Annotated in this window: 19 protein-coding genes; 16 read left to right on the top strand and 3 right to left on the bottom strand. The window is 61.5% G+C overall.

All coding sequences use genetic code 11. The features are described from left to right. Positions 1 to 62: 62 nt before the first annotated feature. From EGJ09_RS20195 to EGJ09_RS20145, 11 genes are all read left to right on the top strand, one after another. A complete protein-coding gene (locus tag EGJ09_RS20195; RefSeq protein ID WP_119687865.1) occupies positions 63 to 2,873 on the top strand; it encodes an LPS-assembly protein LptD in 2,811 nt (936 codons plus the stop codon). Next, complete coding sequence (surA, locus tag EGJ09_RS20190) at positions 2,854 to 4,173, top strand: peptidylprolyl isomerase SurA (RefSeq protein WP_046787602.1); 1,320 nt, start codon at positions 2,854 to 2,856, stop codon at positions 4,171 to 4,173. Before EGJ09_RS20195 ends, surA begins: the two co-directional genes overlap by 20 nt. After that, entirely contained in the window at positions 4,170 to 5,159 is a 990-nt protein-coding gene (pdxA, locus tag EGJ09_RS20185) for a 4-hydroxythreonine-4-phosphate dehydrogenase PdxA (RefSeq protein WP_125924630.1), read from the top strand. Before surA ends, pdxA begins: the two co-directional genes overlap by 4 nt. Further along, positions 5,156 to 5,956, top strand: a complete 801-nt coding sequence (gene rsmA / locus EGJ09_RS20180) for a 16S rRNA (adenine(1518)-N(6)/adenine(1519)-N(6))-dimethyltransferase RsmA (RefSeq protein ID WP_125924629.1) — start codon at positions 5,156 to 5,158, stop codon at positions 5,954 to 5,956. The genes pdxA and rsmA overlap by 4 nt, the downstream gene beginning before the upstream one ends. Before the next feature lie 159 nt (positions 5,957 to 6,115). Further along, positions 6,116 to 6,496, top strand: coding sequence for a Co2+/Mg2+ efflux protein ApaG (gene apaG, locus EGJ09_RS20175; RefSeq protein WP_012316563.1), 381 nt, complete (start codon positions 6,116 to 6,118; stop codon positions 6,494 to 6,496). Continuing rightward, complete coding sequence (locus EGJ09_RS20170; protein WP_115273034.1) at positions 6,496 to 7,362, top strand: symmetrical bis(5'-nucleosyl)-tetraphosphatase; 867 nt, start codon at positions 6,496 to 6,498, stop codon at positions 7,360 to 7,362. The genes apaG and EGJ09_RS20170 overlap by 1 nt, the downstream gene beginning before the upstream one ends. Positions 7,363 to 7,377: 15 nt before the next feature. After that, positions 7,378 to 7,707 (top strand): thiosulfate sulfurtransferase GlpE, encoded by a 330-nt coding sequence (glpE, locus tag EGJ09_RS20165; RefSeq protein WP_046787571.1) that lies wholly within the window; start codon positions 7,378 to 7,380, stop codon positions 7,705 to 7,707. 281 nt (positions 7,708 to 7,988) lie between these two features. Continuing rightward, positions 7,989 to 9,911 (top strand): PrkA family serine protein kinase, encoded by a 1,923-nt coding sequence (locus EGJ09_RS20160; protein WP_012316566.1) that lies wholly within the window; start codon positions 7,989 to 7,991, stop codon positions 9,909 to 9,911. 176 nt (positions 9,912 to 10,087) lie between these two features. Beyond that, positions 10,088 to 11,359, top strand: a complete 1,272-nt coding sequence (locus tag EGJ09_RS20155) for a YeaH/YhbH family protein (RefSeq protein WP_012316567.1) — start codon at positions 10,088 to 10,090, stop codon at positions 11,357 to 11,359. Then, positions 11,356 to 12,924, top strand: coding sequence for a SpoVR family protein (locus EGJ09_RS20150; RefSeq protein ID WP_046787570.1), 1,569 nt, complete (start codon positions 11,356 to 11,358; stop codon positions 12,922 to 12,924). Before EGJ09_RS20155 ends, EGJ09_RS20150 begins: the two co-directional genes overlap by 4 nt. Before the next feature lie 58 nt (positions 12,925 to 12,982). Beyond that, positions 12,983 to 14,095 carry a multifunctional CCA addition/repair protein gene (locus tag EGJ09_RS20145; RefSeq protein ID WP_125924628.1) on the top strand — a complete coding sequence of 371 codons (1,113 nt, stop codon included), beginning with the start codon at positions 12,983 to 12,985 and terminating at the stop codon, positions 14,093 to 14,095. Between the two features lie 56 nt (positions 14,096 to 14,151). On the opposite strand, the gene folK is transcribed toward EGJ09_RS20145, so the two are convergent. Then, entirely contained in the window at positions 14,152 to 14,661 is a 510-nt protein-coding gene (gene folK, locus EGJ09_RS20140) for a 2-amino-4-hydroxy-6-hydroxymethyldihydropteridine diphosphokinase (RefSeq protein WP_039602169.1), read from the bottom strand. Then, the gene (folB, locus tag EGJ09_RS20135; protein WP_009682799.1) at positions 14,652 to 15,008 is read right to left on the bottom strand and encodes a dihydroneopterin aldolase; all 357 of its coding nucleotides are present in this window, start codon (positions 15,006 to 15,008) and stop codon (positions 14,652 to 14,654) included. The genes folK and folB overlap by 10 nt, the downstream gene beginning before the upstream one ends. Positions 15,009 to 15,082: 74 nt before the next feature. On the opposite strand from folB, the gene plsY reads away from it, so the two are divergent. After that, on the top strand, positions 15,083 to 15,652 hold the full coding sequence (gene plsY, locus EGJ09_RS20130; protein ID WP_012316571.1) for a glycerol-3-phosphate 1-O-acyltransferase PlsY: 570 nt from the start codon (positions 15,083 to 15,085) through the stop codon (positions 15,650 to 15,652). A 16-nt stretch (positions 15,653 to 15,668) separates the two neighbouring features. On the opposite strand, the gene tsaD is transcribed toward plsY, so the two are convergent. Next, positions 15,669 to 16,694, bottom strand: a complete 1,026-nt coding sequence (tsaD, locus tag EGJ09_RS20125) for a tRNA (adenosine(37)-N6)-threonylcarbamoyltransferase complex transferase subunit TsaD (protein WP_012316572.1) — start codon at positions 16,692 to 16,694, stop codon at positions 15,669 to 15,671. Between the two features lie 204 nt (positions 16,695 to 16,898). On the opposite strand from tsaD, the gene rpsU reads away from it, so the two are divergent. The 4 genes from rpsU to EGJ09_RS20105 all read left to right on the top strand — a co-directional run bounded on the left by rpsU (position 16,899) and on the right by EGJ09_RS20105 (position 25,179). Beyond that, on the top strand, positions 16,899 to 17,114 hold the full coding sequence (rpsU, locus tag EGJ09_RS20120) for a 30S ribosomal protein S21 (protein WP_003255575.1): 216 nt from the start codon (positions 16,899 to 16,901) through the stop codon (positions 17,112 to 17,114). A gap of 299 nt (positions 17,115 to 17,413) precedes the next feature. Further along, positions 17,414 to 19,396, top strand: a complete 1,983-nt coding sequence (dnaG, locus tag EGJ09_RS20115) for a DNA primase (RefSeq protein ID WP_125924627.1) — start codon at positions 17,414 to 17,416, stop codon at positions 19,394 to 19,396. A 67-nt stretch (positions 19,397 to 19,463) separates the two neighbouring features. Beyond that, the gene (gene rpoD / locus EGJ09_RS20110) at positions 19,464 to 21,314 is read left to right on the top strand and encodes an RNA polymerase sigma factor RpoD (RefSeq protein WP_119687869.1); all 1,851 of its coding nucleotides are present in this window, start codon (positions 19,464 to 19,466) and stop codon (positions 21,312 to 21,314) included. A 121-nt stretch (positions 21,315 to 21,435) separates the two neighbouring features. Then, positions 21,436 to 25,179 (top strand): EAL domain-containing protein, encoded by a 3,744-nt coding sequence (locus EGJ09_RS20105; protein WP_046787565.1) that lies wholly within the window; start codon positions 21,436 to 21,438, stop codon positions 25,177 to 25,179. Positions 25,180 to 25,194 lie beyond the last annotated feature (15 nt).

Below are 25,194 nucleotides of genomic sequence, written 5' to 3'. Positions count from 1 at the left end.
CATCGAGAGGCGTGCGGCCCCACACGCGGGCAGATGGCACGCAGGAAGCCCGGACTAATAAGATGGCATTGAAATCCCCCGCGTTTCGTAGAAAGTTTCCGTTGCTGGTCACCGGCGGTCTGCTGGCCCTGCAACCTTTTGCCACCTCGTACGTGGTAGCAGCCGAGCAGTTCGACTGCCAAGTGTCCGCCTCCGGTGGTTGGGACTGCAAGCCCAAGAGCCCAGTCAACAACTTGCCACCGCGCCCAGTGCATGACGGCGCTGCGCTCACTTCCGGCACCGAGGCCCCATCGGCCGAGGCCGAAAGTGCTGACAAGCCGGTGCTGGTCACCGAGAGCAAAGGCCGTGGCCTGAAGTCGCGCAGCGAGGATTACAGCCATCTCGATTGGGTCCCGCGCGAAAAGCTCACCGCTGCCCAGCTGGCCGAAACCGGCCCGTACTGCGGTGGCGCGTACATCGAGCCGACTCGCCCAGGCATGGCCGACACCACGCCCAAGGACGAATCGCCGACCTACATCAACGCCAAGGTCTCCAAGTACCAGCAGGAGCAGCAGATCGCTACCCTCGCCGGTGACGTGGTCATGCGCCAAGGCAGCATGCAGGCCGAAGCCGATGAGGCCAACCTGTACCAGGCCGAGAACCGTGGCGAGCTCAAGGGCAACGTCAGGATTCGCGACAACGGCTCGCTGGTCGTGGGCGACGAGGCGCAGATCCAGCTCGACACGGGCGAAGCCCAGGTCGACAACGCCGAATACGTGATGCACAAGTCGCACATCCGCGGCAACGCCCTGTACGCCAAGCGTAGCGAGAACGCCATCATCCGCCTCAAGGATGGTACCTACACCACGTGCGAACCGGGCAGCAACGCCTGGCAGCTCAAGGGCAACAACATCACCCTGAACCCGGCCACCGGCTTCGGTACCGCGACCAACGTCACCCTGCGGGTCAAGGATTTCCCGGTGTTCTACACACCGTACATCTATTTCCCGATCGACGACCGTCGCCAATCCGGCTTCCTGCCACCGTCGTTCAGCAGCACCAGCGACACCGGCTTCATGCTGGTCACGCCGTACTACTTCAACCTGGCGCCCAACTACGACGCCACGTTGTACCCGCGTTACATGACCAAGCGTGGCTTGCTGATGGAAGGCGAATTCCGCTACCTGACCAAGTCCAGCGAAGGCCAGCTCGGCGGCGCGTACCTGAACGACAAGAACGACGATCGCAAAGAGCAGACTGATTACGAAGATCAGCGCTGGATGGTCAACTGGCAGCACAAAGGTGGCCTGGACGAGCGCCTGTTGGCCGAGGTGGACTACACCGACATCAGCGACCCGTTCTACTTCCAGGACCTGGAGTCTGACCAGATCGGCGTCGAGAGCAAAGATGCGCTGAACCAGCAAGGCGCACTGACCTATCGCGGCGACAGCTACCAGGCTCGCCTGAACTTGCAGGCCTACGAGATGGCCACCATCTCGAAGATCACCCCATATAACAAGCTGCCTCAAATCACCCTGAACGGCATGCTGCCGTACCACCCGGGTGGCTTCGACTTCAGCTACAAGACCGAAGCCGTGCGCTTTGATCGCGACCTGAAGAACGGCCCCGTCTTCAACGAAGATGGCCAGCTGGACACTACTGCCGGTGCCAACGGCCAGCGTCTTGACGAGAACATCTTCGGCCTGGCAAGGGCCAACGGTAACCGCCTGAACATCGCGCCGGCCATCAGCCTGCCGATGGAGGCCAGCTACGGCTACGTGAAGCCGAAGCTGACCTACATGTACACCAACTACGATCTGGACCTGGACAGCGAAGGCAAATCTGACCTGGCCAGTGCCTCGCAAGCCACACGCGACCTGCGCGGTGACTTCTCGAGCAGCCAGAGCCGCGACATCCCGATTTTCAGCGTAGACAGCGGCCTGTACTTCGACCGCGACACCTCGCTGTTCGGCACCAACTACCGTCAAACCCTCGAACCGCGTCTGTTCTATCTCTACGTCCCGTACAAAGACCAGATGGACATCCCGCTGTTCGACACGGGTGAAACGCTGTTCAGTTACGACTCCCTGTTCCGTGAAAACCGCTTCAGCGGCACCGACCGCATCGGTGACGAGAACAAGCTGTCGCTGGGGCTGACCACGCGGTGGATCGAAGAAAACGGCTTCGAGCGCCAGTTCCTGAGCGTTGGCCAGGCTTACTACTTCAAGGATCGCAAGGTCCAGCTGCCAGGCATCGACTATCGCACCCGCACCGACTCGCAGGCAGATGTGTCGCCTTACGCCCTGCTGTACGGCTACCGCTTCAACCGCGACTGGCGCTTCAACGCCAACTACAACTGGGACCCGGAAACCAGCAGCCCACGCTCGGGTGCCGCGATGTTCCATTACCAGCCGGAAGACAACCCGAACAAGGTCGTCAACCTGGGCTATCGCTACCGCAACGACACCATCGCCTACGATTCCACCACCGGTACCTGGAAAGTGGGCGGCGGCGACTATGGCACGCCGGGCAGCGCGAACTACATCAAGGATTACTACAAGATCCAGCAGCACGACTTCTCGGTCATCTGGCCGATCGTGCCGCAATGGAGCGTGATCGCCCGCTGGCAGCACGATTACAACCGCAACCGCACCCTGGAAGCCATGGGCGGTTTCGAGTATGACAACTGCTGCTGGAAACTGCGTCTGATCAACCGCTACTGGATCGACTACGACGACTTCAGCCAGGCTACCCCACAGAACGAGAAAGGCGACCACGGCATCTTCCTTCAGATCGTGCTCAAAGGTCTCGGTGGTGTGGTAGGCAACAAGGTCGAATCGTTCCTCGACGAAGGCATTCAAGGTTACCGTACACGTGAAGACCAAGCTTATTGATCGTCTGCGCCCAGTGTTGCTGGGCGCTGTATTGCTGAGTGGCGCGGTGCATGCCGCGGTGCAACCCCTGGATCGTGTGGTGGCCATCGTCGACAACGACGTGGTCATGCAAAGCCAACTGGACCAGCGCGTCCAGGAGGTTCAGCAAACCATCGCCAAGCGCGGCGGCGGCGTACCGCCGACCAGCGCGCTGGAGCAGCAGGTACTGGAACGCCTGATCGTCGAGAACCTGCAGCTGCAGATCGGTGAACGTTCGGGCATCCGCATCACCGACGAGGAACTCAACCAGGCCATCGGCACCATTGCCCAGCGCAATGGCATGTCGCTGGACCAGTTCCGCGCCGCGCTGGCCCGCGACGGCCTGTCGTTCGACGACGCCCGCGAGCAGGTCAAACGCGAGATGATCATCAGCCGCGTGCGCCAGCGCCGTGTGGCCGAGCGCATCCAGGTTTCCGAGCAGGAAGTGAAAAACTTCCTCGCCTCGGACCTGGGCAAGATGCAGATGTCCGAAGACTACCGTCTGGCCAACATCCTCATCCCAACCCCGGAAGGCGCCAACTCGGACGACATCCAGAAGGCTGCGCGCAAGGTCGGTGACGTGTACCAGCAACTGCGCCAGGGCGCTGACTTTGGCCAGATGGCGATTGCCAACTCGGCCAGCGAGAACGCCCTTGAAGGTGGCGAGATGGGCTGGCGTAAAGCTGGCCAGTTGCCGCCTGAATTTGCCAAGCTGCTCAGCAGCATGGCCACGGGCGACATCACCCAGCCACTGCGCATCCCTAGCGGCTTCATCATCATCAAGCTCGAAGAGAAGCGCGGCGGCAGCGAAAACGTGCTGCGTGACGAAGTGCATGTACGCCACATCCTGATCAAGCCAAGCGAAATCCGCAGCGAAGCCGCCACCGAGCAGCTGGCTGAGCGCCTGTACGAACGGATCAAGGACGGCGAAGACTTCGCCGAGCTGGCGAAAAGCTTCTCGGAAGACCCGGGTTCAGCGCTTAACGGCGGTGACCTCAACTGGGTCGACCCGAACAGCCTGGTACCGGAGTTCCGCGAGCAGATGGCCAACGCCCAGCAGGGTGTCGTGACCAAACCGTTCAAGACTCAGTACGGCTGGCATGTCCTGGAAGTACTGGGCCGTCGTGCCACCGACAGCACCGAACAGGCACGCGAGCAGCAGGCAATGAACGTACTGCGTAACCGCAAGTACGACGAAGAGCTGCAGACCTGGCTGCGCCAGATCCGCGACGAAGCCTACGTTGAAATCAAGCTGCCTGGCGCTGACCAGGCCGCACAGTGAAGCCCCTGCGCTTCGCCGTCACTCCCGGCGAACCGGCCGGCATAGGCCCCGACCTGTGCCTGCTGCTCGCCGCCGAGCCCCAGCCTCACCCCCTGATCGCCATCACCAGCGGTGACCTGCTCGCCGAGCGGGCCACGCAGCTGGGGCTGGCCGTCAACCTGCTTGCGGTAGCGCCGGGCCAGTGGCCTGACCAGCCGGCGCCGGCAGGTAGCCTCTACGTCTGGGATACTCCCCTGGCCGCCCCCGTGGTGCCGGGCATGCTGGACAAGGCCAACGCGGCTTTTGTCCTGCAAACCCTGACGCAGGCCGGGCAAGGCTGCCTTGAGGGGCATTTCGCCGGGATGATCACGGCCCCAGTGCACAAGGGTGTGATCAACGAAAGCGGCATCGCCTTTTCCGGCCATACCGAATTCCTGGCAGAGCTGACCCACACCGCCCAGGTCGTGATGATGCTGGCGACCCATGGCCTGCGCGTGGCGCTGGTAACCACGCACCTGCCACTGCGCGACATCGCGGACGCTATCACCCCTGAGCGCCTGGAGCGGGTTACCCGCATCCTGCACGCCGACATGCGCGACAAGTTCGGCATCGCCAACCCACGCATCCTGGTCTGCGGGCTCAACCCGCATGCCGGCGAAGGCGGCCACCTGGGCCGCGAAGAAATCGACATCATCGAACCGGCACTGGCCCGCCTGCGCACCGAAGGCATGGACCTGCGCGGCCCGCTGCCGGCCGATACCCTGTTTACCCCCAAATATCTGGAGCACTGCGACGCGGTGCTGGCGATGTACCACGACCAAGGCCTGCCTGTACTCAAGTACAAAGGTTTCGGCGCTGCAGTCAACGTGACCCTGGGCCTGCCGATCATCCGCACGTCGGTCGATCACGGCACCGCCCTGGACCTTGCCGGTACCGGCAACGTCGACACCGGCAGCCTGCGCGTCGCCCTGGAAACCGCCTACCAGATGGCCGAGAACCGACCATGAACGAGCATTATCAACACCGGGCGCGTAAGCGCTTCGGTCAGAACTTCCTGCATGACGCTGGCATCATCGACCGCATCCTGCGCGCCATCAATGCCAAAGCCGGCGAACACCTGCTGGAGATCGGCCCGGGCCAGGGCGCCCTGACCGAGGGCCTGCTGGGCAGCGGCGCACAGCTGGACGTCGTGGAGCTGGACAAAGACCTGGTGCCGATCCTGCAGCACAAGTTTGCCGGGCGCGACAACTTCCGCCTGCACCAGGGCGATGCCCTGAAGTTCGATTTCAACCAGCTGGGCGTGCCGGCACGCAGCCTCAAAGTCGTAGGTAACCTGCCCTACAACATCTCCACGCCGTTGATTTTTCACCTGCTCAGCCACGCCGGGCTGATTCGCGACATGCACTTCATGCTGCAGAAGGAAGTGGTCGAGCGCATGGCCGCAGGGCCTGGCGGCGGTGACTGGGGCCGGCTGTCGATCATGGTGCAGTACCACTGCCGGGTCGAGCACCTGTTCAACGTAGGCCCAGGTGCGTTCAACCCGCCGCCGAAGGTGGACTCGGCCATCGTACGCCTGGTACCGCATGAGGCGCTGCCGCACCCGGCCAAGGACCACCTGCTGCTGGAACGCGTCGTGCGCGAAGCCTTCAACCAGCGCCGCAAGACGCTGCGCAATACCCTCAAAGGCCTGCTCGACAGCCAGGCCATCGAGGCCGCTGGCGTGGATGGCAGCCTGCGCCCCGAGCAGCTGGACCTGGCCGCATTCGTACGCCTGGCAGACCAGCTGGCAGACCAGCAAGCCTGACAGCGCTGGCACCGGCGTCTTCGCGGGCAACCTGCGAAGACGCTGCCACAGCGCAAGACTTTAAAGCCCCCTCCCTCCCCGACACCACTGGCCCTCCCCCCCGCCAATGGCCTAGACTGCATGTATCGCCGTATTCGCTTGTTTGACCAAGGCCCATGCATGTCCGATCCCCGTTACCAGATCGACGTCAGCGTCGTGACCCGCTATCTGAAAGACCAATCCGACCCCGAAAGCGATCGCTTTGCATTCGCGTACACCATAACAGTGCAGAACAATGGCTCGATCAAAGCCAAGCTGATGTCTCGACACTGGCTGATCACCAACGGTGATGGTGAAGTGGAGGAGGTACGCGGCGCAGGTGTGATCGGCCAACAACCGACCATCGAGCCGGGCCAGAGCCACACGTACAGCAGCGGTGCAGTGATCAGCACCCGCGTGGGCACCATGCAGGGCAGCTACCAGATGTTCGCCGAGGACGGCAAACGCTTCGAGGCCGACATTGCCCCCTTCCGCCTGGCGGTGCCGGGGGCCCTGCACTGATGGCTACCTACGCCGTCGGTGACCTGCAAGGCTGCCTGCAACCCCTCAAGTGCCTGCTGGAGCGCGTCAAGTTCGACCCGGCTGTGGATCGCCTGTGGCTGGTCGGTGACCTGGTCAACCGCGGGCCTGAATCGCTGCAGACACTGCGCTACCTCTACTCGATCCGCCACTCGCTGACCTGCGTGCTGGGCAACCATGACCTGCACCTGCTGGCTGCATGGCAAAATGTCGAACGCCTGAAGAAAAGCGATACCCTGCGCGAAATCATCGAGGCGCCAGATGCCGATCAACTGCTCGACTGGCTGCGCCAACAGAAGCTGCTCCACTATGACGAGCCGCGCGGCATTGCCTTGGTGCACGCTGGCATCCCCCCCCAGTGGACACTGGGCAAAGCCCTGGAGCTGGCTGGCGAAGTCGAGGAGGTGCTGCGCGATGACGAGCGCCTGAAGCTGTACCTCGATGGCATGTATGGCAACGAGCCGAACAAGTGGAGCAAGAACCTCAGCGGCGTCGAGCGCCTTCGGGTGATCACCAACTACCTGACCCGCATGCGCTTCTGCACTGGCACAGGCAAGCTCGACCTCAAGAGCAAGGAAGGGCTGGGCACGGCACCGAAAGGTTACAAGCCCTGGTTCGCGCACAAGGACCGCCGCTCGCGGCATGTGAAGATCATCTTTGGCCACTGGGCCGCACTCGAAGGGCGCGTCGAGGAGCCCGGCATCATCGCCCTCGATACGGGCTGTGTATGGGGTGGCACCATGACCCTCTACAATGTCGACAGCGGTGAATACCTGCGCTGCGACTGCGCCGACGACGGCACCCTGCGCCCGCCGGCACAACCGACTAAACTTAACGATCAGCCCTGAAGGAAAGCCTTACCCATGAGCGAATTCAAACGCATCCCTCCCGAGCAGGCCCTGGCCTTGCGCGCGCAAGGTGCGGTCGTCGTCGACATTCGCGACCCGCAGGCCTATGCCGCCGGCCACATCGCCGGCGCCCGGCACCTGGACAATCATTCGGTTGCCGACTTCATCCGCAATGCCGACCTGGATGCCCCGACCCTGGTGGTCTGCTACCACGGCAACTCCAGCCAGAGCGCGGCCGCGTACCTGGTCGGCCAAGGTTTTTCCGACGTTTACAGCGTCGATGGCGGCTTCGAGCTGTGGCGCACCACCTACCCGGACGAGACCGCGCAAGGCACCCCTGAATAATTTTTTAATTCCACTCCAGCCCGCGCCCCACGCGGGCTCGCGCCTCACCTGACGAACGGTCGCCGACAACTTCTGCGCCGCTTGCCCTTGACCTTGCGGATAACCAACTATTCTTAAGCGCAGGCCATCCAAAAAAGGGGAGAGCCGGTACACCGGCGTGCGGGTCATCGGTAGCGTTACAGGGTGTTCTGGGGGGTATACAGCAATCGGCAAGCCCGGTTGCATGCCAGCATCAGCTGACTGATCCGGCGTCGTCTCCACGTATCGAGCGAGGTGACGTCATGAGTATTTTTAGCCACTTCCAACAACGTTTCGAGTCTACGCGCCAGGAAGAACTCTCGCTGCAGGAGTACCTCGAGCTGTGCAAAGAGGATCGCAGTGCCTACGCATCGGCGGCTGAACGGCTGTTGCTGGCCATCGGCGAGCCGGAACTGATCGACACCTCAAGCAACTCCAGACTGTCGCGCATTTTCTCCAACAAGGTGATCCGCCGGTATCCGGCCTTTGCCGACTTCCATGGCATGGAAGAGTGCATCGACCAGATCGTTTCCTACTTCCGCCACGCCGCCCAAGGCCTTGAAGAGAAGAAACAGATCCTCTATCTGCTGGGCCCGGTGGGTGGCGGCAAATCGTCGCTGGCCGAAAAGCTCAAGCAGCTGATGGAAAAGGTCCCTTTCTACGCGATCAAGGACTCGCCGGTTTTCGAGTCGCCGCTGGGCCTGTTCAACGCCACTGAAGATGGCGCCATCCTCGAAGAAGAGTACGGCATCTCGCGGCGCTACCTGAACACCATCATGTCGCCATGGGCCACCAAGCGCCTGCAGGAGTTCGGTGGCGACATCAGCAAGTTCAGGGTGGTCAAGCTGTACCCCTCGATCCTCAACCAGATCGCTATCGCCAAGACCGAACCAGGCGACGAAAACAACCAGGACATCTCGGCCCTGGTCGGCAAGGTGGATATCCGCAAGCTCGAGGAATTCCCGCAGAACGATGCCGACGCCTACAGTTACTCGGGCGCGCTTTGCCGGGCCAACCAGGGCCTGATGGAATTCGTCGAGATGTTCAAGGCGCCCATCAAAGTCCTGCACCCGCTGCTGACCGCCACCCAGGAAGGCAACTACAACAGTACCGAAGGCCTGGGCGCGATCCCTTATTCCGGGATCCTGCTGGCCCACTCCAACGAATCGGAGTGGCACACCTTCCGCAACAACAAGAACAACGAGGCGTTCATCGACCGGATCTACATCGTCAAGGTGCCGTACTGCCTGCGCGTCAGCGACGAGATCAAGATCTACGACAAACTGCTGGTCAACAGTTCGCTGGCCAAGGCCCATTGCGCACCCGATACGCTCAAGATGCTCGCCCAGTTCACGGTGCTCTCACGCCTGAAGGAGCCGGAAAACTCCAACATCTACTCCAAGATGCGTGTCTACGATGGCGAAAACCTCAAGGATACCGACCCGAAAGCCAAATCGATCCAGGAGTACCGCGATTCTGCGGGTGTCGATGAAGGGATGAACGGCCTGTCCACGCGTTTCGCCTTCAAGATTCTCTCCAAGGTGTTCAACTTCGACCCGCACGAAGTGGCGGCCAACCCCGTGCACCTGCTCTATGTGCTGGAACAGCAGATCGAACAGGAGCAATTCCCGGCGGAAGTGCGTGAACGCTACCTGCGCTACCTGAAGGAATACCTGGCGCCACGCTACATCGAGTTCATCGGCAAGGAAATCCAGACCGCCTACCTCGAGTCCTACAGCGAATACGGTCAGAACATCTTCGACCGCTACGTGCTGTACGCCGACTTCTGGATCCAGGATCAGGAATACCGCGACCCGGAAACTGGCGAGATCCTCAACCGCATTGCCCTGAACGAAGAGCTGGAAAAGATCGAAAAACCGGCCGGCATCAGCAATCCGAAGGATTTCCGCAACGAGATCGTCAACTTCGTACTGCGTGCCCGTGCCAACAACAACGGCAAGAACCCAAGCTGGCTCAGCTACGAGAAGCTGCGGGTGGTGATCGAGAAGAAAATGTTCTCCAACACCGAAGACTTGCTGCCAGTCATCAGCTTCAACGCCAAGGCCAGCAAAGAAGATCAACAGAAACACAACGACTTCGTCACGCGGATGGTGGAGCGTGGCTACACCGATAAACAGGTGCGCCTGCTGTCGGAATGGTACCTGCGGGTCAGGAAATCGCAATAAAGCGGCAAGCTGCCCCTGCAGCAAGCTCCAAGCCGCCAGCAGCAAGCTGCAAGTTGTGCGCGCTCGGTTCAAACCCGACGCCACAGCCTGCAGCAGCGCTGGCTGCTCTTTCTTGAAGCTTGTGGCTTGAAGCTTGTGGCTTGCAGTTGCAGCTGCATCCAGTCACCGGAGGGACCATGAGCTACGTTATCGACCGACGCCTGAACGGCAAGAACAAGAGCACGGTCAACCGCCAGCGTTTCTTGCGGCGCTACCGTGAACACATCAAGAAAGCCGTCGAAGAGGCCGTAAGCCGTCGCTCCATCATGGACATGGAGCACGGCGAGCAGATCAGCATCCCGGGACGTGATATCGACGAACCGGTGCTGCACCATGGCCGCGGCGGCAAGCAGACCATCGTGCATCCGGGCAACAAGGAATTCACTGCTGGCGAACATATCGCCCGGCCGCAGGGCGGTGGCGGCGGTGGTGGCCGCGGCAAGGCAGGCAACTCCGGCGAGGGCATGGACGACTTCGTCTTCCAGATCACCCAGGAAGAGTTCCTCGAGTTCATGTTCGAAGACCTCGAGCTGCCCAACCTGGTCAAACGCCACCTGACCGGTGCCGACACCTTCAAGACCGTGCGCGCCGGTATCGCCAACGAAGGCAACCCGTCGCGCATCAATATCGTGCGCACCCTGCGCTCGGCCCATGCCCGGCGTATCGCCTTGACCGGCAGCAGCCGCGCACTGCTGCGCGAGGCGCAGAAGGAACTGGCCCGGTTGAAAGTCGAGGAGCCCGACAACTTCACCGACATTCAGGAGGTCGAGCAAGAGATCGAGCGGCTCAAGGCCCGTATCAACCGCCTGCCGTTCCTGGATACCTTCGACCTCAAGTACAACCTGCTGGTCAAGCAGCCCAACCCCAGTTCCAAGGCCGTGATGTTCTGCCTGATGGACGTGTCCGGCTCGATGACCCAGGCCACCAAGGACATCGCCAAGCGGTTCTTCATCCTGTTGTACCTGTTCCTCAAGCGCAACTATGACCGCATCGAGGTGGTGTTCATCCGCCACCACACCAGTGCCCGCGAAGTGGACGAAGAAGAGTTCTTCTATTCCCGCGAGACCGGCGGCACCATCGTTTCCAGTGCACTCAAGATGATGCAGGAGATCATGGCCGAACGTTACCCGGCCAGTGACTGGAACATTTATGCCGCCCAGGCTTCCGACGGCGACAACTGGAACGACGACTCGCCCATCTGCCGTGAGATCCTTTCCAAACAGATCATGCCGCACGTGCAGTACTACACTTACGTGGAGATCACCCCCCGCGAGCATCAGGCGCTGTGGTACGAATACGAGCGTATCGGCGAGGCTTTCCCCGACACGTTCGCCCAGCAGCAGTTGGTTTCGGCCGGTGACATTTACCCGGTCTTCCGTGAACTCTTCCAGCGCAGGTTAGCCACATGAGCGCCAGAGAACAGAGACGCCAACCCATTTCCACCGGGTCCGAGTGGACGTTCGAGCTGATCCAGACCTACGATCGGGAAATCAGCCGTTTGGCCGAACGTTATGCCCTGGACACCTACCCCAATCAGATCGAAGTGATCACAGCCGAGCAGATGATGGACGCGTATGCCTCCGTCGGCATGCCGCTGGGCTATCACCACTGGTCCTACGGTAAACAGTTCCTCAGCACCGAGAAGTCCTATAGCCGCGGCCAGATGGGCCTGGCCTACGAGATCGTGATCAACTCCGACCCCTGCATCGCCTACCTGATGGAAGAAAACACCATGTGCATGCAGGCACTGGTGATTGCCCACGCCTGCTATGGCCACAACAGTTTCTTCAAAGGCAATTACCTGTTCCGCACATGGACCGATGCCAGTTCGATCATCGACTACCTGGTGTTCGCCAAGCAGTACATCGCCCAATGCGAAGAGCGCCACGGCATCGATGCTGTCGAAGACCTGATCGACTCCTGCCACGCCTTGATGAACTACGGCGTGGACCGCTACAAACGCCCCTACCCGATCTCCGCCGAGGAGGAGCGGCGCCGCCAGAAGGAGCGCGAGGAGCACCTGCAACGCCAGATCAACGACCTGTGGCGCACCATTCCCAAAGGCGCAGAGAAAGGCGGCGACCGCGATGATGCGCGCTTCCCCGCCGAACCGCAGGAAAACATCCTTTACTTCATCGAAAAACACGCCCCGCTACTCGAGCCTTGGCAGCGCGAAGTGGTGCGTATCGTGCGTAAGATCGCGCAGTACTTCTACCCCCAACGCCAGACGCAGGTCATGAACGAAGGCTGGGCGACCTTCTGGCACTACACCCTGATGAACGACCTGTACGACGAGGGCCTGGTAACCGACGGTTTCATCATGGAATTTCTTCAGTCGCACACCAGTGTGGTGTTCCAGCCCGGCTTCGACAGCCCTTATTACAGCGGCATCAACCCTTATGCCCTGGGTTTCGCCATGTACACCGACATCCGCCGCATGTGCGAAAACCCTACCGAGGAAGATCGCCGCTGGTTCCCGGACATTGCCGGCAGTGATTGGCTGTCGACCATCAAGTTCGCCATGAGCAGCTTCAAGGATGAGAGCTTCATCCTGCAGTACCTGTCTCCCAAAGTGATCCGCGACCTCAAGCTGTTCAGCATCCTGGATGACGACCAGCGCGACGACCTGCTGGTGCCTGCGATCCATGACGAAGCTGGCTACCGGGCGATACGCGAGCAACTCGCGGCCCAGTACAACCTGGGCAACCGCGAACCCAACGTACAGATCTGGAGCATCGACCGCCGCGGCGACCGCTCCCTGACCTTGCGCCACCAGCAACACAACCGCAAACCGCTGGGTGACTCCACCGAGGAGGTGCTCAAGCACCTGCACCGCCTTTGGGGCTTCGACATCCACCTGGAAACCGTGCAAGGCGATCAAGTGGTCAAGACCCACCACATGCCACCGCGTGGCGAGCATGGCGAAGCCGGCGACTACGGCCGCATGGACCTGGCCGTCATCCATCACCTCTAGCCTGCACACCACCATTGCTGCCGACAGGGTATCCTGTGGGCAGTAATGGAGGCTGCACATGCAAATCTACAAAGTCGGCGGCGCCGTACGCGACCGCCTGCTCGGGCGCCCGGTCAGTGACATCGATTGGCTGGTGGTGGGTGCCAGCGTCGAAGAAATGCACGCCAAGGGCTTTCGCCCAGTTGGCGCTGACTTCCCGGTTTTCCTGCACCCCAAGACGGGCGAGGAATATGCCCTGGCGCGTACCGAGCGCAAGAGCGGGCGCGGGTATGGCGGTTTTACCTTCCACGCCAGCCCCGAGGTGACCCTCGAAGAAGACCTGATCCGTCGCGACCTCACCATCAATGCCATGGCCGAGGATGATCAGGGGAACGTTCTGGACCCCTTTCACGGTCGGGCCGATCTTGAGCAACGCCTTCTGCGCCATGTGTCCCCGGCATTCGCCGAAGACCCCTTGCGCGTACTGCGTGTTGCCCGCTTTGCCGCACGCTATGCCCCGCTAGGGTTCAGGGTCGCCGATGAAACACTGGAGCTGATGAAGCAGATCGCGACTTCTGGCGAACTGCAGGCGCTGACGGCTGAACGCAGCTGGAAAGAGATCGAGCGAGCGCTGATGGAAGATGAGCCACAGGTGTTCATCAACGTGCTGAGCGACTGTGCAGCTCTGAAACAACTGATGCCTGAGCTTGAGGGAGATGCAGCTGCGCTGGCGGCACTCACGCAAGCAGCCAAACATCATCAGCCACTGCACATTCGCTGGGCCTGCCTGCTGCATAGCCTGGAGCCAGCTTCGATCAAAGCGCTCAACCAGCGCTTCAAGGCGCCGCGTGAATGCCAGGAACTGGCCATGCTGGTGGGTGAATGCGCCAGCGACGGCCACAGGGCCTTGCAGCTGGAGCCAGAAGACATGCTGGCATTGCTTCAGAAGTTCGACGTGTATCGGCGACCACAACGCTTCGAGGATTTCATTTCCGTGTGCCAGATGGTTGCCCAAGGAAGCGCACAGGCTTATCCACAGGCGGATTACCTGCGCGCAGCGGCAGCGGCCGCCAGGGCGGTAGAGGCGAAGCCCCTGGTGGAAGCAGGGCTGACCGGGCAGGCATTGGGGGAGGCGCTGAAGCATCAGCGCCTGGAGGCACTGAAGGCCTACAAGGCCAATGCCGAAAACTGATCCAACTGCTCGTACCTACCCGTGAAGGGGCCAGTACGAGCAGCGATCACCCCGGCTCAGACGCTGGTAAGCTGCAAACCGCGCCATTCAAACGCGACCGGCGCCAACACCTGGTCGATATTAGCCTCCTGCCACAACCGGGCCATGCTCTTACCCTCTCCCGGATGCACCAGCTCAGGCGCCAGCAGCGCCAACGGCCATAGCACGAAAGCGTTCTTCAGAATCTCGGCCCTGGGCAACACCAGCCCATCGAACGTGCCATGCAGATCGTCATACATCAGCACATCGATATCCAGCGGCAGGCCCTTGCGGTCGGGCGCGTAGCGGCCATTGTCAGCCTCGATGAACTTGAGCCGGCGGTCCAGCTCCATCAACCCAAGGTCGGTCTTGCCCGTCACCACGAAATTGATGAATGGGCCGCTCTTGATCCCCACAGCCTGGCTTTCGAACGCCGGAGAACAACGCATGTCACAGAGGATCGCCGCCAATGCATCGAGCCCTGCGCACAGGTGCGCATGGCGATCGATGTTGCTGCCCAGGCCCAGGTAAACCGTGCTCAGAGACATCCGCGCTCGATCTCCACGCCAACACCGCCTCGGGCCGCAGGGACCGCACCCGGCTTGGTCAGCTTGAGCCGCACCCAAGGGATGTGGAACTCTTCCATCAGGGCCGCGACCAGCCGTTCGGCGAACGTCTCCACCAGCTCGAAACGCGCCTGCTCGGCAAAGGCCTGGATACGCGCCGAAACACTGGCATAGTCCAACGCCAGGTTCAGATCATCGCCAGCCGCTGCCGGGCGATTGTCCCAGGCGAAACTCAGGTCCAGGCGCAGGCACTGGCGAATATCCCGTTCCCAGTCATAGGCACCGATGACGGTATCGACTTCCAGGCCTTCGATGAACACTCTGTCCAAGCACTTCTCTCCACAGCACGACAAGGGCGACTGGCGCCGTTAGAATCAGGGCGTCCTCGCCCGGAATAGTTAGCATGTTTTGGTTACTGGCGCTGCTCGCCTACCTGCTCGGCTCGCTGTCCTTCGCCATCGTCCTCAGCCGCCTTTCGGGCAGCCCGGACCCGCGCTCCTGCGGTTCGGGCAATGCCGGCGCCACCAACATGCTACGCCTGGCGGGCCGCAAAATGGCGATCCTGACCCTGCTTGGCGACCTGTGCAAGGGCTTGCTGCCCGTAATGCTGGCACGCCTGGCCGGGCTCGACCTGCAAGAGCAGGCCTGGGTAGGCGTCTGCGCGGTGCTCGGCCACCTGTTCCCAGTGTACTTCCGTTTCCAGGGCGGCAAGGGCGTGGCCACGGCGGCCGGCATGCTCATGGGCCTGTACTTCCCCGCCGCGCTACTGGCCATCGCCGCCTGGCTGCTGACGTTCTACCTTACCCGCACCAGCTCGCTGGCCGCGCTGATCGCCACACCGCTGACCCTGCCACTGCTGGCCTGGCGCGAGCCAGCGGCCCTGCTGCCGATCAGCGTGCTGACCGTGATGATCGTCTGGCGCCACCGCAATAACCTGCGCGACCTTTTCGCCGGGCGCGAACGCCACTTCTGACGCACACGCAAGCGGCTTACAACGGTGGCAACTGCTCCATCGGCCAGCGCGCCTGCACGCTGATCGCCAGGTCCTGCTGCTGCCCGGCCAACAGCCGCTGGCAACCGGCATAGGCGATCATCGCGCCATTGTCGGTACAGAATTGGGGACGCGCGTAGTACACGTTGCCTTTGATACTGCCGAGCATGTCCTCGAGGGAGGCACGCAATGCCTTGTTGGCGCTCACGCCACCGGCAATCACCAGACGCTTGAGGCCGGTCTGCTTCAGTGCGCGCTTGCACTTGATGGTCAGAGTCTCCACCACAGCCTGCTGGAACGCCAGGGACACGTCGCAACGGGTTTGCTCGTTGTCGTCACCAGCATCGCGGCACTGCTGCCAAGTGTTCAGGGCAAAGGTCTTCAGGCCACTGAAGCTGAACGCCAGGCCCGGACGGTCGGTCATCGGCCGCGGGAACACAAAACGCCCCGGTACGCCCCGTTCTGCCAGGCGAGCGATTTCCGGGCCACCCGGGTAATTGAGGCCGATCAGCTTGGCAGTCTTGTCGAACGCTTCGCCAGCAGCATCATCCAGGCTCTCGCCCAGCAACTCGTACTGGCCGATGCCATCGACCCGAACCAGCTGGGTATGCCCCCCAGACACCAACAAAGCGACGAACGGAAACTGCGGAGGATTTTCCTCAAGCATGGGCGCCAACAGATGGCCTTCCATATGGTGCACGCCGATCGCCGGAATATCCCATGCGAAAGCCAGAGCCTGGGCGCAGGACGCACCCACCAGCAGCGCTCCGACCAGGCCAGGGCCTGCGGTGTAGGCAATGGCGTCGATCTCGGTGGCCACGCAGCCCGCCTCGTCCAGCACCTGGCGGATCAGGGGCAGCATGCGCTTGACGTGGTCCCGTGAGGCAAGCTCGGGTACCACCCCGCCAAACACGCGGTGCAGGTCGATCTGGCTGAACAGCGCGTCGGCCAACAAACCGCGTTCGCTGTCGTATAATGCGACGCCGGTTTCGTCGCAGGATGTTTCCAATCCCAGTACTAGCATGGGCTCGTCCCTTGTGGGGGCTGATTTCGAAGCCGCGCATGATAGTCCCCGTGCCGGGTGCCGACCAGCGGTTTTCGATCAGAGGCTTTGCATTCCGGCTTGCTAAGGGTTAACATCCGCAACCCTTGAAAACCGACGTTCTCCAGCACACCTTTGTTTTGCCAGGAGCACGTCTACCCCGGTAATGAATTAAGGTAGCCCTGGATGCCAGCCGTCAAAGTTAAAGAGAACGAACCCTTCGACGTAGCTCTGCGTCGTTTCAAGCGCTCCTGCGAAAAAGCCGGTGTACTGGCTGAAGTTCGTAGCCGCGAGTTTTACGAGAAGCCGACCGCCGAGCGTAAGCGTAAAGCAGCTGCTGCTGTTAAGCGTCACGCCAAGAAAGTTCAGCGCGAACAGCGCCGCGCCGTTCGTCTGTACTAATACAGTACAGCCGTTCTACGCAAAGCTTCTGCCCTGCCCGGCTCACCGCCGGGCCGATGGCAGCGGTTTGTTTCAACCTTGAGCAGCTAGTTCAAGGCGTCCATCGCAACCTGCAATGGGCAAAGCGCATCAAAACGTCAGAGCTGGTTTCGACCAGTCGTGCACGTCCTCACTGACGAGCCCCTGGTTACCTGGAGGCTACCGACGAGCACACATTCCCTCGCACATCCCCTAGCAGCTCTTGCCCCTAACGGCGCGCTAGCGTTTAGACTTGCCAGTTGCCAGATGACGAGACTGCCATGGCCGGGCTGATTCCCCAAAGCTTCATTGACGACCTGATCAACCGCCTCGACATCGTCGACGTGGTGAGTTCGCGCGTCCAGCTGAAAAAGGCCGGCAAGAACTACTCTGCCTGTTGCCCGTTCCACAAAGAGAAAACCCCGTCCTTCACGGTCAGCCCGGACAAGCAGTTCTATTACTGCTTCGGTTGCGGCGCAGGCGGCAACGCCCTGGGCTTCGTCATGGACCACGACAACCTGGACTTCCCCCAGGCCGTCGAGGAACTGGCCCGTGCCGCAGGCATGGAAGTGCCCCGCGAGGAAGGCCGTCGCGGCCAGAAGCCGCGACAGCCTACAGACTCGCCGCTTTACCCGCTGCTGGATGCAGCCTCGGAATTCTACCGCCAGGCCCTGCGCAGCCACCCGACCCGAAAAGCCGCAGTGGACTACCTCAAGGGCCGCGGCCTGTCGGGCGAAATTGCCCGCGACTTCGGCCTGGGGTTCGCACCACCTGGCTGGGACAACCTGCTCAAGCACCTCGGCGCGGACACCCTGCAACAGAAGGTGATGATCGACGCCGGCCTGCTGATCGAAAACGCCGAAAGCGGCAAACGCTACGACCGCTTCCGCGACCGGGTGATGTTCCCGATACGCGACAGCCGCGGGCGCATCATCGCCTTTGGCGGCCGCGTTCTGGGCGACGACAAGCCCAAGTACCTCAACTCCCCGGAGACCCCGGTATTCCATAAGGGCCAGGAACTTTACGGGCTGTATGAGGCACGCAAGCACAACCGCAACCTCGACGAGATCATCGTCGTCGAGGGTTACATGGATGTCATCGCCCTGGCCCAGCAGGGCCTGCGTAATGCCGTAGCGACACTCGGCACCGCCACCAGCGAAGAACACCTCAAGCGTCTGTTTCGCGTGGTGCCCAGCGTACTGTTCTGCTTCGACGGCGACCAGGCCGGGCGCAAGGCCGCCTGGCGCGCCCTGGAGTCGACCCTCTCGGCACTGCAGGACGGGCGCCGTGCGCGCTTCCTGTTCCTGCCCGAAGGCGAAGACCCGGACAGCCTGGTACGCGCAGAGGGCACCGATGCCTTCATGGCGCGCATCAACCAGCACGCCCAGCCGCTGGCCGACTATTTCTTCGAGCAACTGAGCGTCGAGGCCGACCCGCGCTCGCTTGAAGGCAAGGCGCACATGGCGACCCTGGCTGCACCGTTGATCGAAAAAATCCCCGGCGCCAACCTGCGCCAGCTGATGCGCAATCGCCTGAAGGAAATTACCGGCCTCGATCCACAGCAGGTCGAGCAGTTGGCCCAGCAGGCGCCTGCCGCCAACAGCGTGCCGGACTATGACCCTGGCTACGACTACGACGCCATGGCCAGTTACACCCCCGACTATGGCGACATGCCGCAACACGACTACGCCCCGGCGCAGCAGGAGCAGCAGTGGAAGCCGAACAAGGGGGGCGGCAAGAAGCCGTGGAGCGACAAGCCCTGGGACAAGAGCCGCAAGGGAGGCAAGCCGTGGCAGCAGCGCGATGAAGCGCCGCCACGCACGCCGGCACCGGTGGAACCCCCGACCCTGGCGGCCTTGCGCACGCTGCTGCACCACCCGTTGCTGGCCGGCAAAGTCGAGGACGCCAGCCACTTTGCCGACGAAGAGCATCTCTACAGCCAGTTGCTGGTGGCGCTGATCGAGGCCGCGCAGAAAAATCCTGGGCTAAGCTCAATGCAGCTGATCGCACGCTGGCACGGCACTGAACAGGGCCGCTTGCTGCGAGCCCTGGCAGAAAAGGAATGGCTGATCGTGGCCGACAACCTTGAACAACAGTTTTTCGACACTATAACTAGCTTGTCCGCCCGCCAACGCGAGCGCAGCCTGGAACATCTGCTCAGGAAAGCACGTCAAAGCGAGTTGAGCAGCGAGGAAAAATCTCAGCTTCTCGCCCTGCTGAGCCGGAATGTTCCCGCACAAACGCCGACCTCATCTGGCGCGTGAGGCCCATGCTCGGGTATAATCCTCGGCTTGTTTTTTGCCCGCCAAGACCTTCAGTGGATAGGGTGTTATGTCCGGAAAAGCGCAACAGCAGTCTCGTATCAAAGAATTGATCACCCGCGGTCGTGAGCAGGGCTACCTGACTTACGCGGAGGTCAACGACCACCTGCCTGAGGATATTTCAGATCCTGAACAGGTGGAAGACATCATCCGCATGATCAACGACATGGGGATCAACGTATTCGAGAGTGCTCCGGATGCGGATGCCCTTCTGTTGGCGGAAGCCGACACCGACGAAGCCGCGGCCGAAGAAGCCGCTGCTGCGTTGGCGGCCGTTGAAACCGATATCGGCCGCACGACCGACCCAGTGCGCATGTACATGCGCGAAATGGGTACGGTCGAGCTCCTGACCCGCGAAGGCGAAATCGAAATCGCCAAGCGTATCGAGGAAGGCATCCGTGAAGTGATGGGCGCTATTGCCCACTTCCCGGGCACAGTTGACTACATCCTCGGTGAATACGACCGCGTCACCACCGAAGGTGGCCGTCTGTCCGATGTTCTCAGCGGTTACATCGACCCTGACGACAATATCGCCGCTCCGACCGAAGAAGTGCCGATCCCTGGCGCCAAGGCCGCTGCCACGAAGGAAGAGGCCGAGGACGAGGAAGAAAGCGACGATAGCAGTGACGATGAGGAAGAGACCGAGAGCGGTCCGGACCCAGTCGTTGCAGCCCAGCGTTTCGGCGCGGTATCGGATCAGCTCGCCATCACCCTCAAGGTGCTGAAAAAGCATGGCCGCAGCCACGCCGAGAGCATCGGTGCAATGCAGGCCCTGGCCGATCTGTTCATGCCGATCAAGCTGGTGCCCAAGCAGTTCGAGGTACTGGTCGAGCGCGTTCGTGATGCCCTGGCCCGCCTGCGCCAGCAAGAGCGTGCCATCATGCAACTGTGCGTACGTGATGCGCGCATGCCGCGTGCCGACTTCCTGCGCCTGTTCCCGAGCAACGAGACCGACCAGACCTGGAGCGGTGACCTGGCCAAGCGCAACACCAAATGGGCTGCTGCCCTGGGTGAAAAGGACGCCGCCATCGTCGCCTGCCAGCAAAAGTTGATCGACCTTGAGACCGAGACCGGCCTGACCGTTGCCGAGATCAAGGACATCAACCGCCGCATGTCCATCGGTGAGGCCAAGGCTCGCCGCGCCAAGAAAGAAATGGTCGAGGCGAACCTGCGTCTGGTGATTTCCATCGCCAAGAAGTACACCAACCGCGGCCTGCAGTTCCTCGACCTGATTCAGGAAGGCAACATCGGCCTGATGAAAGCGGTGGACAAGTTCGAATACCGTCGCGGTTACAAGTTCTCGACCTACGCCACCTGGTGGATTCGTCAGGCGATTACCCGCTCGATCGCCGACCAGGCACGCACCATTCGTATCCCGGTGCACATGATCGAGACGATCAACAAGCTCAACCGTATTTCCCGGCAGATGCTGCAGGAAATGGGTCGCGAACCGACCCCGGAAGAGCTCGGTGAGCGTATGGAGATGCCTGAGGACAAGATCCGCAAGGTCTTGAAGATCGCCAAAGAGCCGATCTCCATGGAAACCCCGATCGGTGACGATGAAGATTCGCACCTGGGCGACTTCATCGAGGACTCGACCATGCAGTCCCCGATCGACGTGGCCACGGTCGAAAGCCTCAAGGAAGCGACTCGCGACGTGCTTTCGGGCCTGACCGCACGCGAAGCCAAGGTGCTGCGCATGCGTTTCGGTATCGACATGAACACCGACCACACCCTCGAAGAAGTGGGCAAGCAGTTCGACGTGACCCGTGAACGGATCCGTCAGATCGAAGCGAAGGCGTTGCGCAAATTGCGCCACCCGACGCGCAGCGAGCACCTGCGATCCTTCCTCGACGAGTGATGAAAAACCCCGGCCTAGGCCGGGGTTTTTCTTATGTGACAAAAGGTCGTGGCAAGTAGCTACCCTTCGCGGCGATTGCCCGTCTACACTCGAATTCAGACCACCTGAATGCGAGGCTGCCATGCCGCCAATGCCGGCCATTCTGTTGCTGCTCCTGATCCTGTGGAACACAACGGCCGGCGCCCTGACCCTGACAGACGAGGAAAAAACCTGGCTCGCTGCCCACCCGCAGTTGAAGCTGGGCGTCGACGCCTCCTGGCCACCGTTCGAATTTCGTGACCAGCAAGGCCGGTACCAGGGATTGGCCGCCGATTACATCGCCATGCTCCAGGACCGTCTGGGCGTGGCATTCAAGCCGGTCGAACCCAGCACCTGGACCGAGGTACTTGAACAGGCGCGCGAAAGCCGCATCGACCTTTTACCCGGCGTCATGTCAACCCCCGAACGCCAGGGCTTCCTGGCTTTCACACGCCCTTATCTGGATTTCCCCATCGTTATCCTGGCCCATGAAGGCGGCCAGCAACCCCGCACACTGAAGGACCTGTACGGCCTGAAAATCGCTGTGGTGGAGAATTACGCTCCACACGAACTGCTGCGTACCCACCATCCAGATCTCAACCTGGTCGCCATGCCCAATGTCAGCTCGACCTTGCAGGCACTGGCCACCGATGAGGTGGATGCTGTGGTCGGTGACCTCGCCTCGAGCATCTGGAGCCTGCGTCAGCTCAAGCTGGACGGCCTTTATGTCAGCGGCGAAACGCCCTATCGCTATCAGCTGGCCATGGCCGCACCGCGCGACAAGAAGGTCCTGGTCGGCATCCTCGACAAGGTCATGGCCGACATGTCGAGTGACGAGATCAGGCAGATCCAGCAACGCTGGGTCGGCAATGTGGTCGATCAACGCACGTTCTGGAATGACATGCTCATGTACGGGCTGCCCGGCGTCCTTTTGCTGATCGCCATCCTGGCCGTGGTGATCCGCATCAACCGCCGCCTCAGCTCGGAAATATCCAGGCGCATTGCCCTGGAACAGGAACTGCGCAGCAGCGAGTACCACTACCGCGGGCTGATCGAAAGCCTCTCAGCCATCGCCTGGGAAGCTGACGCCAATGACTTCACCTATAGCTACGTCTCACCCCATGCCGAAGACCTGCTTGGCTACCCTTTGCATGAATGGCTCAAACCAGGCTTCTGGCGCAGCATCCTGCACCCGGAGGACGCACTCTGGGCCCAGGCCTACTGCGAAAGTGAAACAGCAGCCGGGCGCGACCACAGCCTCGATTACAGGGTGATGCGTGCCGATGGCCATTCACTCTGGGTGCGCAACATCGTCAGCATGATCGAGCACGGCCACCGGCCTGTGATGCGCGGGCTGATGATCGACATCAGCGAAACCAAGCGCACTGAAGACGCCCTGCGCCTGTCGGAGCAGAAGTTCGCTTCGGTATTCCAGCAATGCCCCGACATCCTGTTGATTGCGCGCCACAGTGATGGGTGCCTGCTGGAGGTCAACGAAGCTTTCGAGGAGCAGATCGGCCTGACCCCAGGTCAGGTGGTCGGCCGCACCGCTACAGAGCTGAACCTGTGGGGTGCGCAAGGTGCCGGGCCATTGCTGCTCGAGCGCCTGCACCAGGGAGGTATCCGCAACCTGGAAATGAGCTTCCGTCGCAGCAATGGCCAATTGTTCACGGGCCTGACCTCTGCCGAAACCTTCGAGCTGGATGGCACCCTGGCTTTCGTCGTGGCGGTTCGCGACATCAGCCAACTGAAAGAAACCCAGCAGCAACTGCAAACCTCCGAAGAGAAATTCGCCAAGGCCTTCCACGCGTCTCCGGACGGCCTGCTGCTGTCGCGCCAGAGCGATGGCCTGCTGATCGAGGTCAACGAGGGCTTCTGCCGGCTGACCGGCTATGACCTCGATCCTGCCCTGGACCAGACGTCTTTCGACCTGGGCATCTGGGTCGACCTCAACGAACGTAAACGCCTGATCGCTCAACTCTCCCACGATGGTTTTGTGCGCGATTTCAGCTGCCATATCCGCCGCAGCGACGGGCAGATACGCCTTTGCGAGCTGTCCGCACGGCCACTACCGATTGCCGGCGTCGACTGCATGCTGACCATCGCCCGTGACATCACCGAGCGCCACCTGATGCAGGAAAAACTGCAACTGGCCGCCACCGTGTTCGAAAACACCGCCGAAGGCGTGCTGATCACCGATATCGACCAGCGCATCAGCGCGGTAAACCGTGCGTTCAGCGAAATCACCGGCTACAACGAGACCGAAGCCCTGGGCCAGACTCCGCGCCTGCTTGCCTCCGGTCAGCATGACAGCGCCTTTTACGCCGCCATGTGGCATCAGCTCACAGCCGAAGGCCATTGGCAGGGCGAGATCTACAACAAACGCAAAAATGGCGAACTTTACCCGGGCTGGCTGACCATCAGCGCGGTGCGCAATAGCGACCGCGAGATCACCCACTTTGTCGCCGTGTTCGCCGACATCTCCAGCCTCAAGCACGCTCAGGCCAAGCTCGACTACCAGGCTCACCACGACCCGCTCACCGGCCTGCCCAACCGCGCGCTGTTCGAAAACCGCCTGCAGGCCGCGCTCACCTGCCCGCAAGCCTCCAACCGCCAGGGCGCGGTGCTGTTCCTTGACCTTGATCGCTTCAAGCACATCAACGACAGCCTCGGCCATCCGGTCGGCGACCTGCTGCTCAAGGGCATCGCCCAGCGTCTCAAGGAGCAAGTGCGCGACGTCGACACCGTGGCGCGCCTGGGTGGCGACGAGTTCATCATCCTGCTGCCCGGCCTGCACAAACCCAGTGACGCCAGTGCCATCGCCAACAAACTGCTGTCCTGCTTCAGCGCCCCCTTCCAGGCCGGCGAACACGAGTTTTTCACCAGCGCGAGTATCGGCATCAGCCTCTATCCCCAGGACGGCACCGACGTCGCCACACTGATCCGCAACGCCGACGCCGCCATGTACCGCTCCAAGGCCAAAGGCCGCAACCGCGTCGAAGCCTACACCCGTGACCTCACAGCCCAGGCCAGCGAACGTATTGCCCTGGAGCACGAGCTGCGCCGCGCCATAGAACGCAACGAAATGAGCCTGTGCTACCAGCCCAAGTTCAGCCTCAAGACCCAGACCCTGGTTGGCGCCGAAGCGCTGATCCGCTGGAGCCACCCCAGCTTCGGCGAGGTGCCGCCAGAGCACTTCATCCACCTCGCCGAAGAGAATGGCACCATCCTGCAGCTCGGCGACTGGGTGCTGGAGCAGGCCTGCCGGCAGATGCACCATTGGAAGAAGCACTACCAAGCCTTCGGCCCGCTGTCGATAAACCTCGCCGGGGCGCAGCTGCGCCACCATGGCCTGGCCAAGCGCATCGAGCAGTTGCTCAAGACCTACCAACTGAAGGCAGGCGACCTGCAGCTGGAAATTACCGAAAACTTCATCATGAGCCAGGCCGAAGAAGCCCTGGCCGTGCTGCACCAGCTAAAGCAGCTGGGTGTGCAATTGGCAATCGATGATTTCGGCACCGGTTACTCATCCCTGAGCTACCTCAAGCGCCTGCCACTGGACATCCTCAAGATCGACAAGTCGTTCATCCGCGGCTTGCCGGACGACCCGCACGATGCAGCCATCGCCCGCGCCATCATCGCGCTGGGGCGCAGCATGCAGTTGACCATCATTGCCGAAGGCGTGGAGAACCAGGCGCAGCAACGGTTCCTGGCCGCCGAAGGTTGTGAACAGATCCAGGGCTATATCGTCAGCCTGCCGCTGCCACCAGATGATTTTGCAGCGGCGTTTCTTCGCATAGCACTAACCGATCTTTCGGATGGCACGCTTTCGAAACCCTCGTTATAATCCGGGCACTTACTG

Origin of the sequence: Pseudomonas sp. p106, assembly GCF_003936645.1 — a bacterium.
Classification (GTDB): Bacteria; Pseudomonadota; Gammaproteobacteria; order Pseudomonadales; family Pseudomonadaceae; genus Aquipseudomonas; species Aquipseudomonas putida_E.
Note: the sequence above shows the minus strand (reverse complement) of the source record. Positions and strands in the feature narration are given on the sequence as shown.

Coding starts and splice junctions, on each gene's coding strand:
- rpoD (WP_119687869.1), top strand. CDS start 19,464: ATGTCCGGAAAAGCGCAACAGCAGTCTCGTATCAAAGAATTGATCACC.
- rpsU (WP_003255575.1), top strand. CDS start 16,899: ATGCCAGCCGTCAAAGTTAAAGAGAACGAACCCTTCGACGTAGCTCTG.
- EGJ09_RS20195 (WP_119687865.1), top strand. CDS start 63: ATGGCATTGAAATCCCCCGCGTTTCGTAGAAAGTTTCCGTTGCTGGTC.
- glpE (WP_046787571.1), top strand. CDS start 7,378: ATGAGCGAATTCAAACGCATCCCTCCCGAGCAGGCCCTGGCCTTGCGC.
- rsmA (WP_125924629.1), top strand. CDS start 5,156: ATGAACGAGCATTATCAACACCGGGCGCGTAAGCGCTTCGGTCAGAAC.
- folK (WP_039602169.1), bottom strand. CDS start 14,661: ATGTCTCTGAGCACGGTTTACCTGGGCCTGGGCAGCAACATCGATCGC.
- EGJ09_RS20105 (WP_046787565.1), top strand. CDS start 21,436: ATGCCGCCAATGCCGGCCATTCTGTTGCTGCTCCTGATCCTGTGGAAC.
- EGJ09_RS20155 (WP_012316567.1), top strand. CDS start 10,088: ATGAGCTACGTTATCGACCGACGCCTGAACGGCAAGAACAAGAGCACG.
- dnaG (WP_125924627.1), top strand. CDS start 17,414: ATGGCCGGGCTGATTCCCCAAAGCTTCATTGACGACCTGATCAACCGC.
- plsY (WP_012316571.1), top strand. CDS start 15,083: ATGTTTTGGTTACTGGCGCTGCTCGCCTACCTGCTCGGCTCGCTGTCC.
- tsaD (WP_012316572.1), bottom strand. CDS start 16,694: ATGCTAGTACTGGGATTGGAAACATCCTGCGACGAAACCGGCGTCGCA.
- EGJ09_RS20150 (WP_046787570.1), top strand. CDS start 11,356: ATGAGCGCCAGAGAACAGAGACGCCAACCCATTTCCACCGGGTCCGAG.
- EGJ09_RS20160 (WP_012316566.1), top strand. CDS start 7,989: ATGAGTATTTTTAGCCACTTCCAACAACGTTTCGAGTCTACGCGCCAG.
- EGJ09_RS20145 (WP_125924628.1), top strand. CDS start 12,983: ATGCAAATCTACAAAGTCGGCGGCGCCGTACGCGACCGCCTGCTCGGG.
- apaG (WP_012316563.1), top strand. CDS start 6,116: ATGTCCGATCCCCGTTACCAGATCGACGTCAGCGTCGTGACCCGCTAT.
- EGJ09_RS20170 (WP_115273034.1), top strand. CDS start 6,496: ATGGCTACCTACGCCGTCGGTGACCTGCAAGGCTGCCTGCAACCCCTC.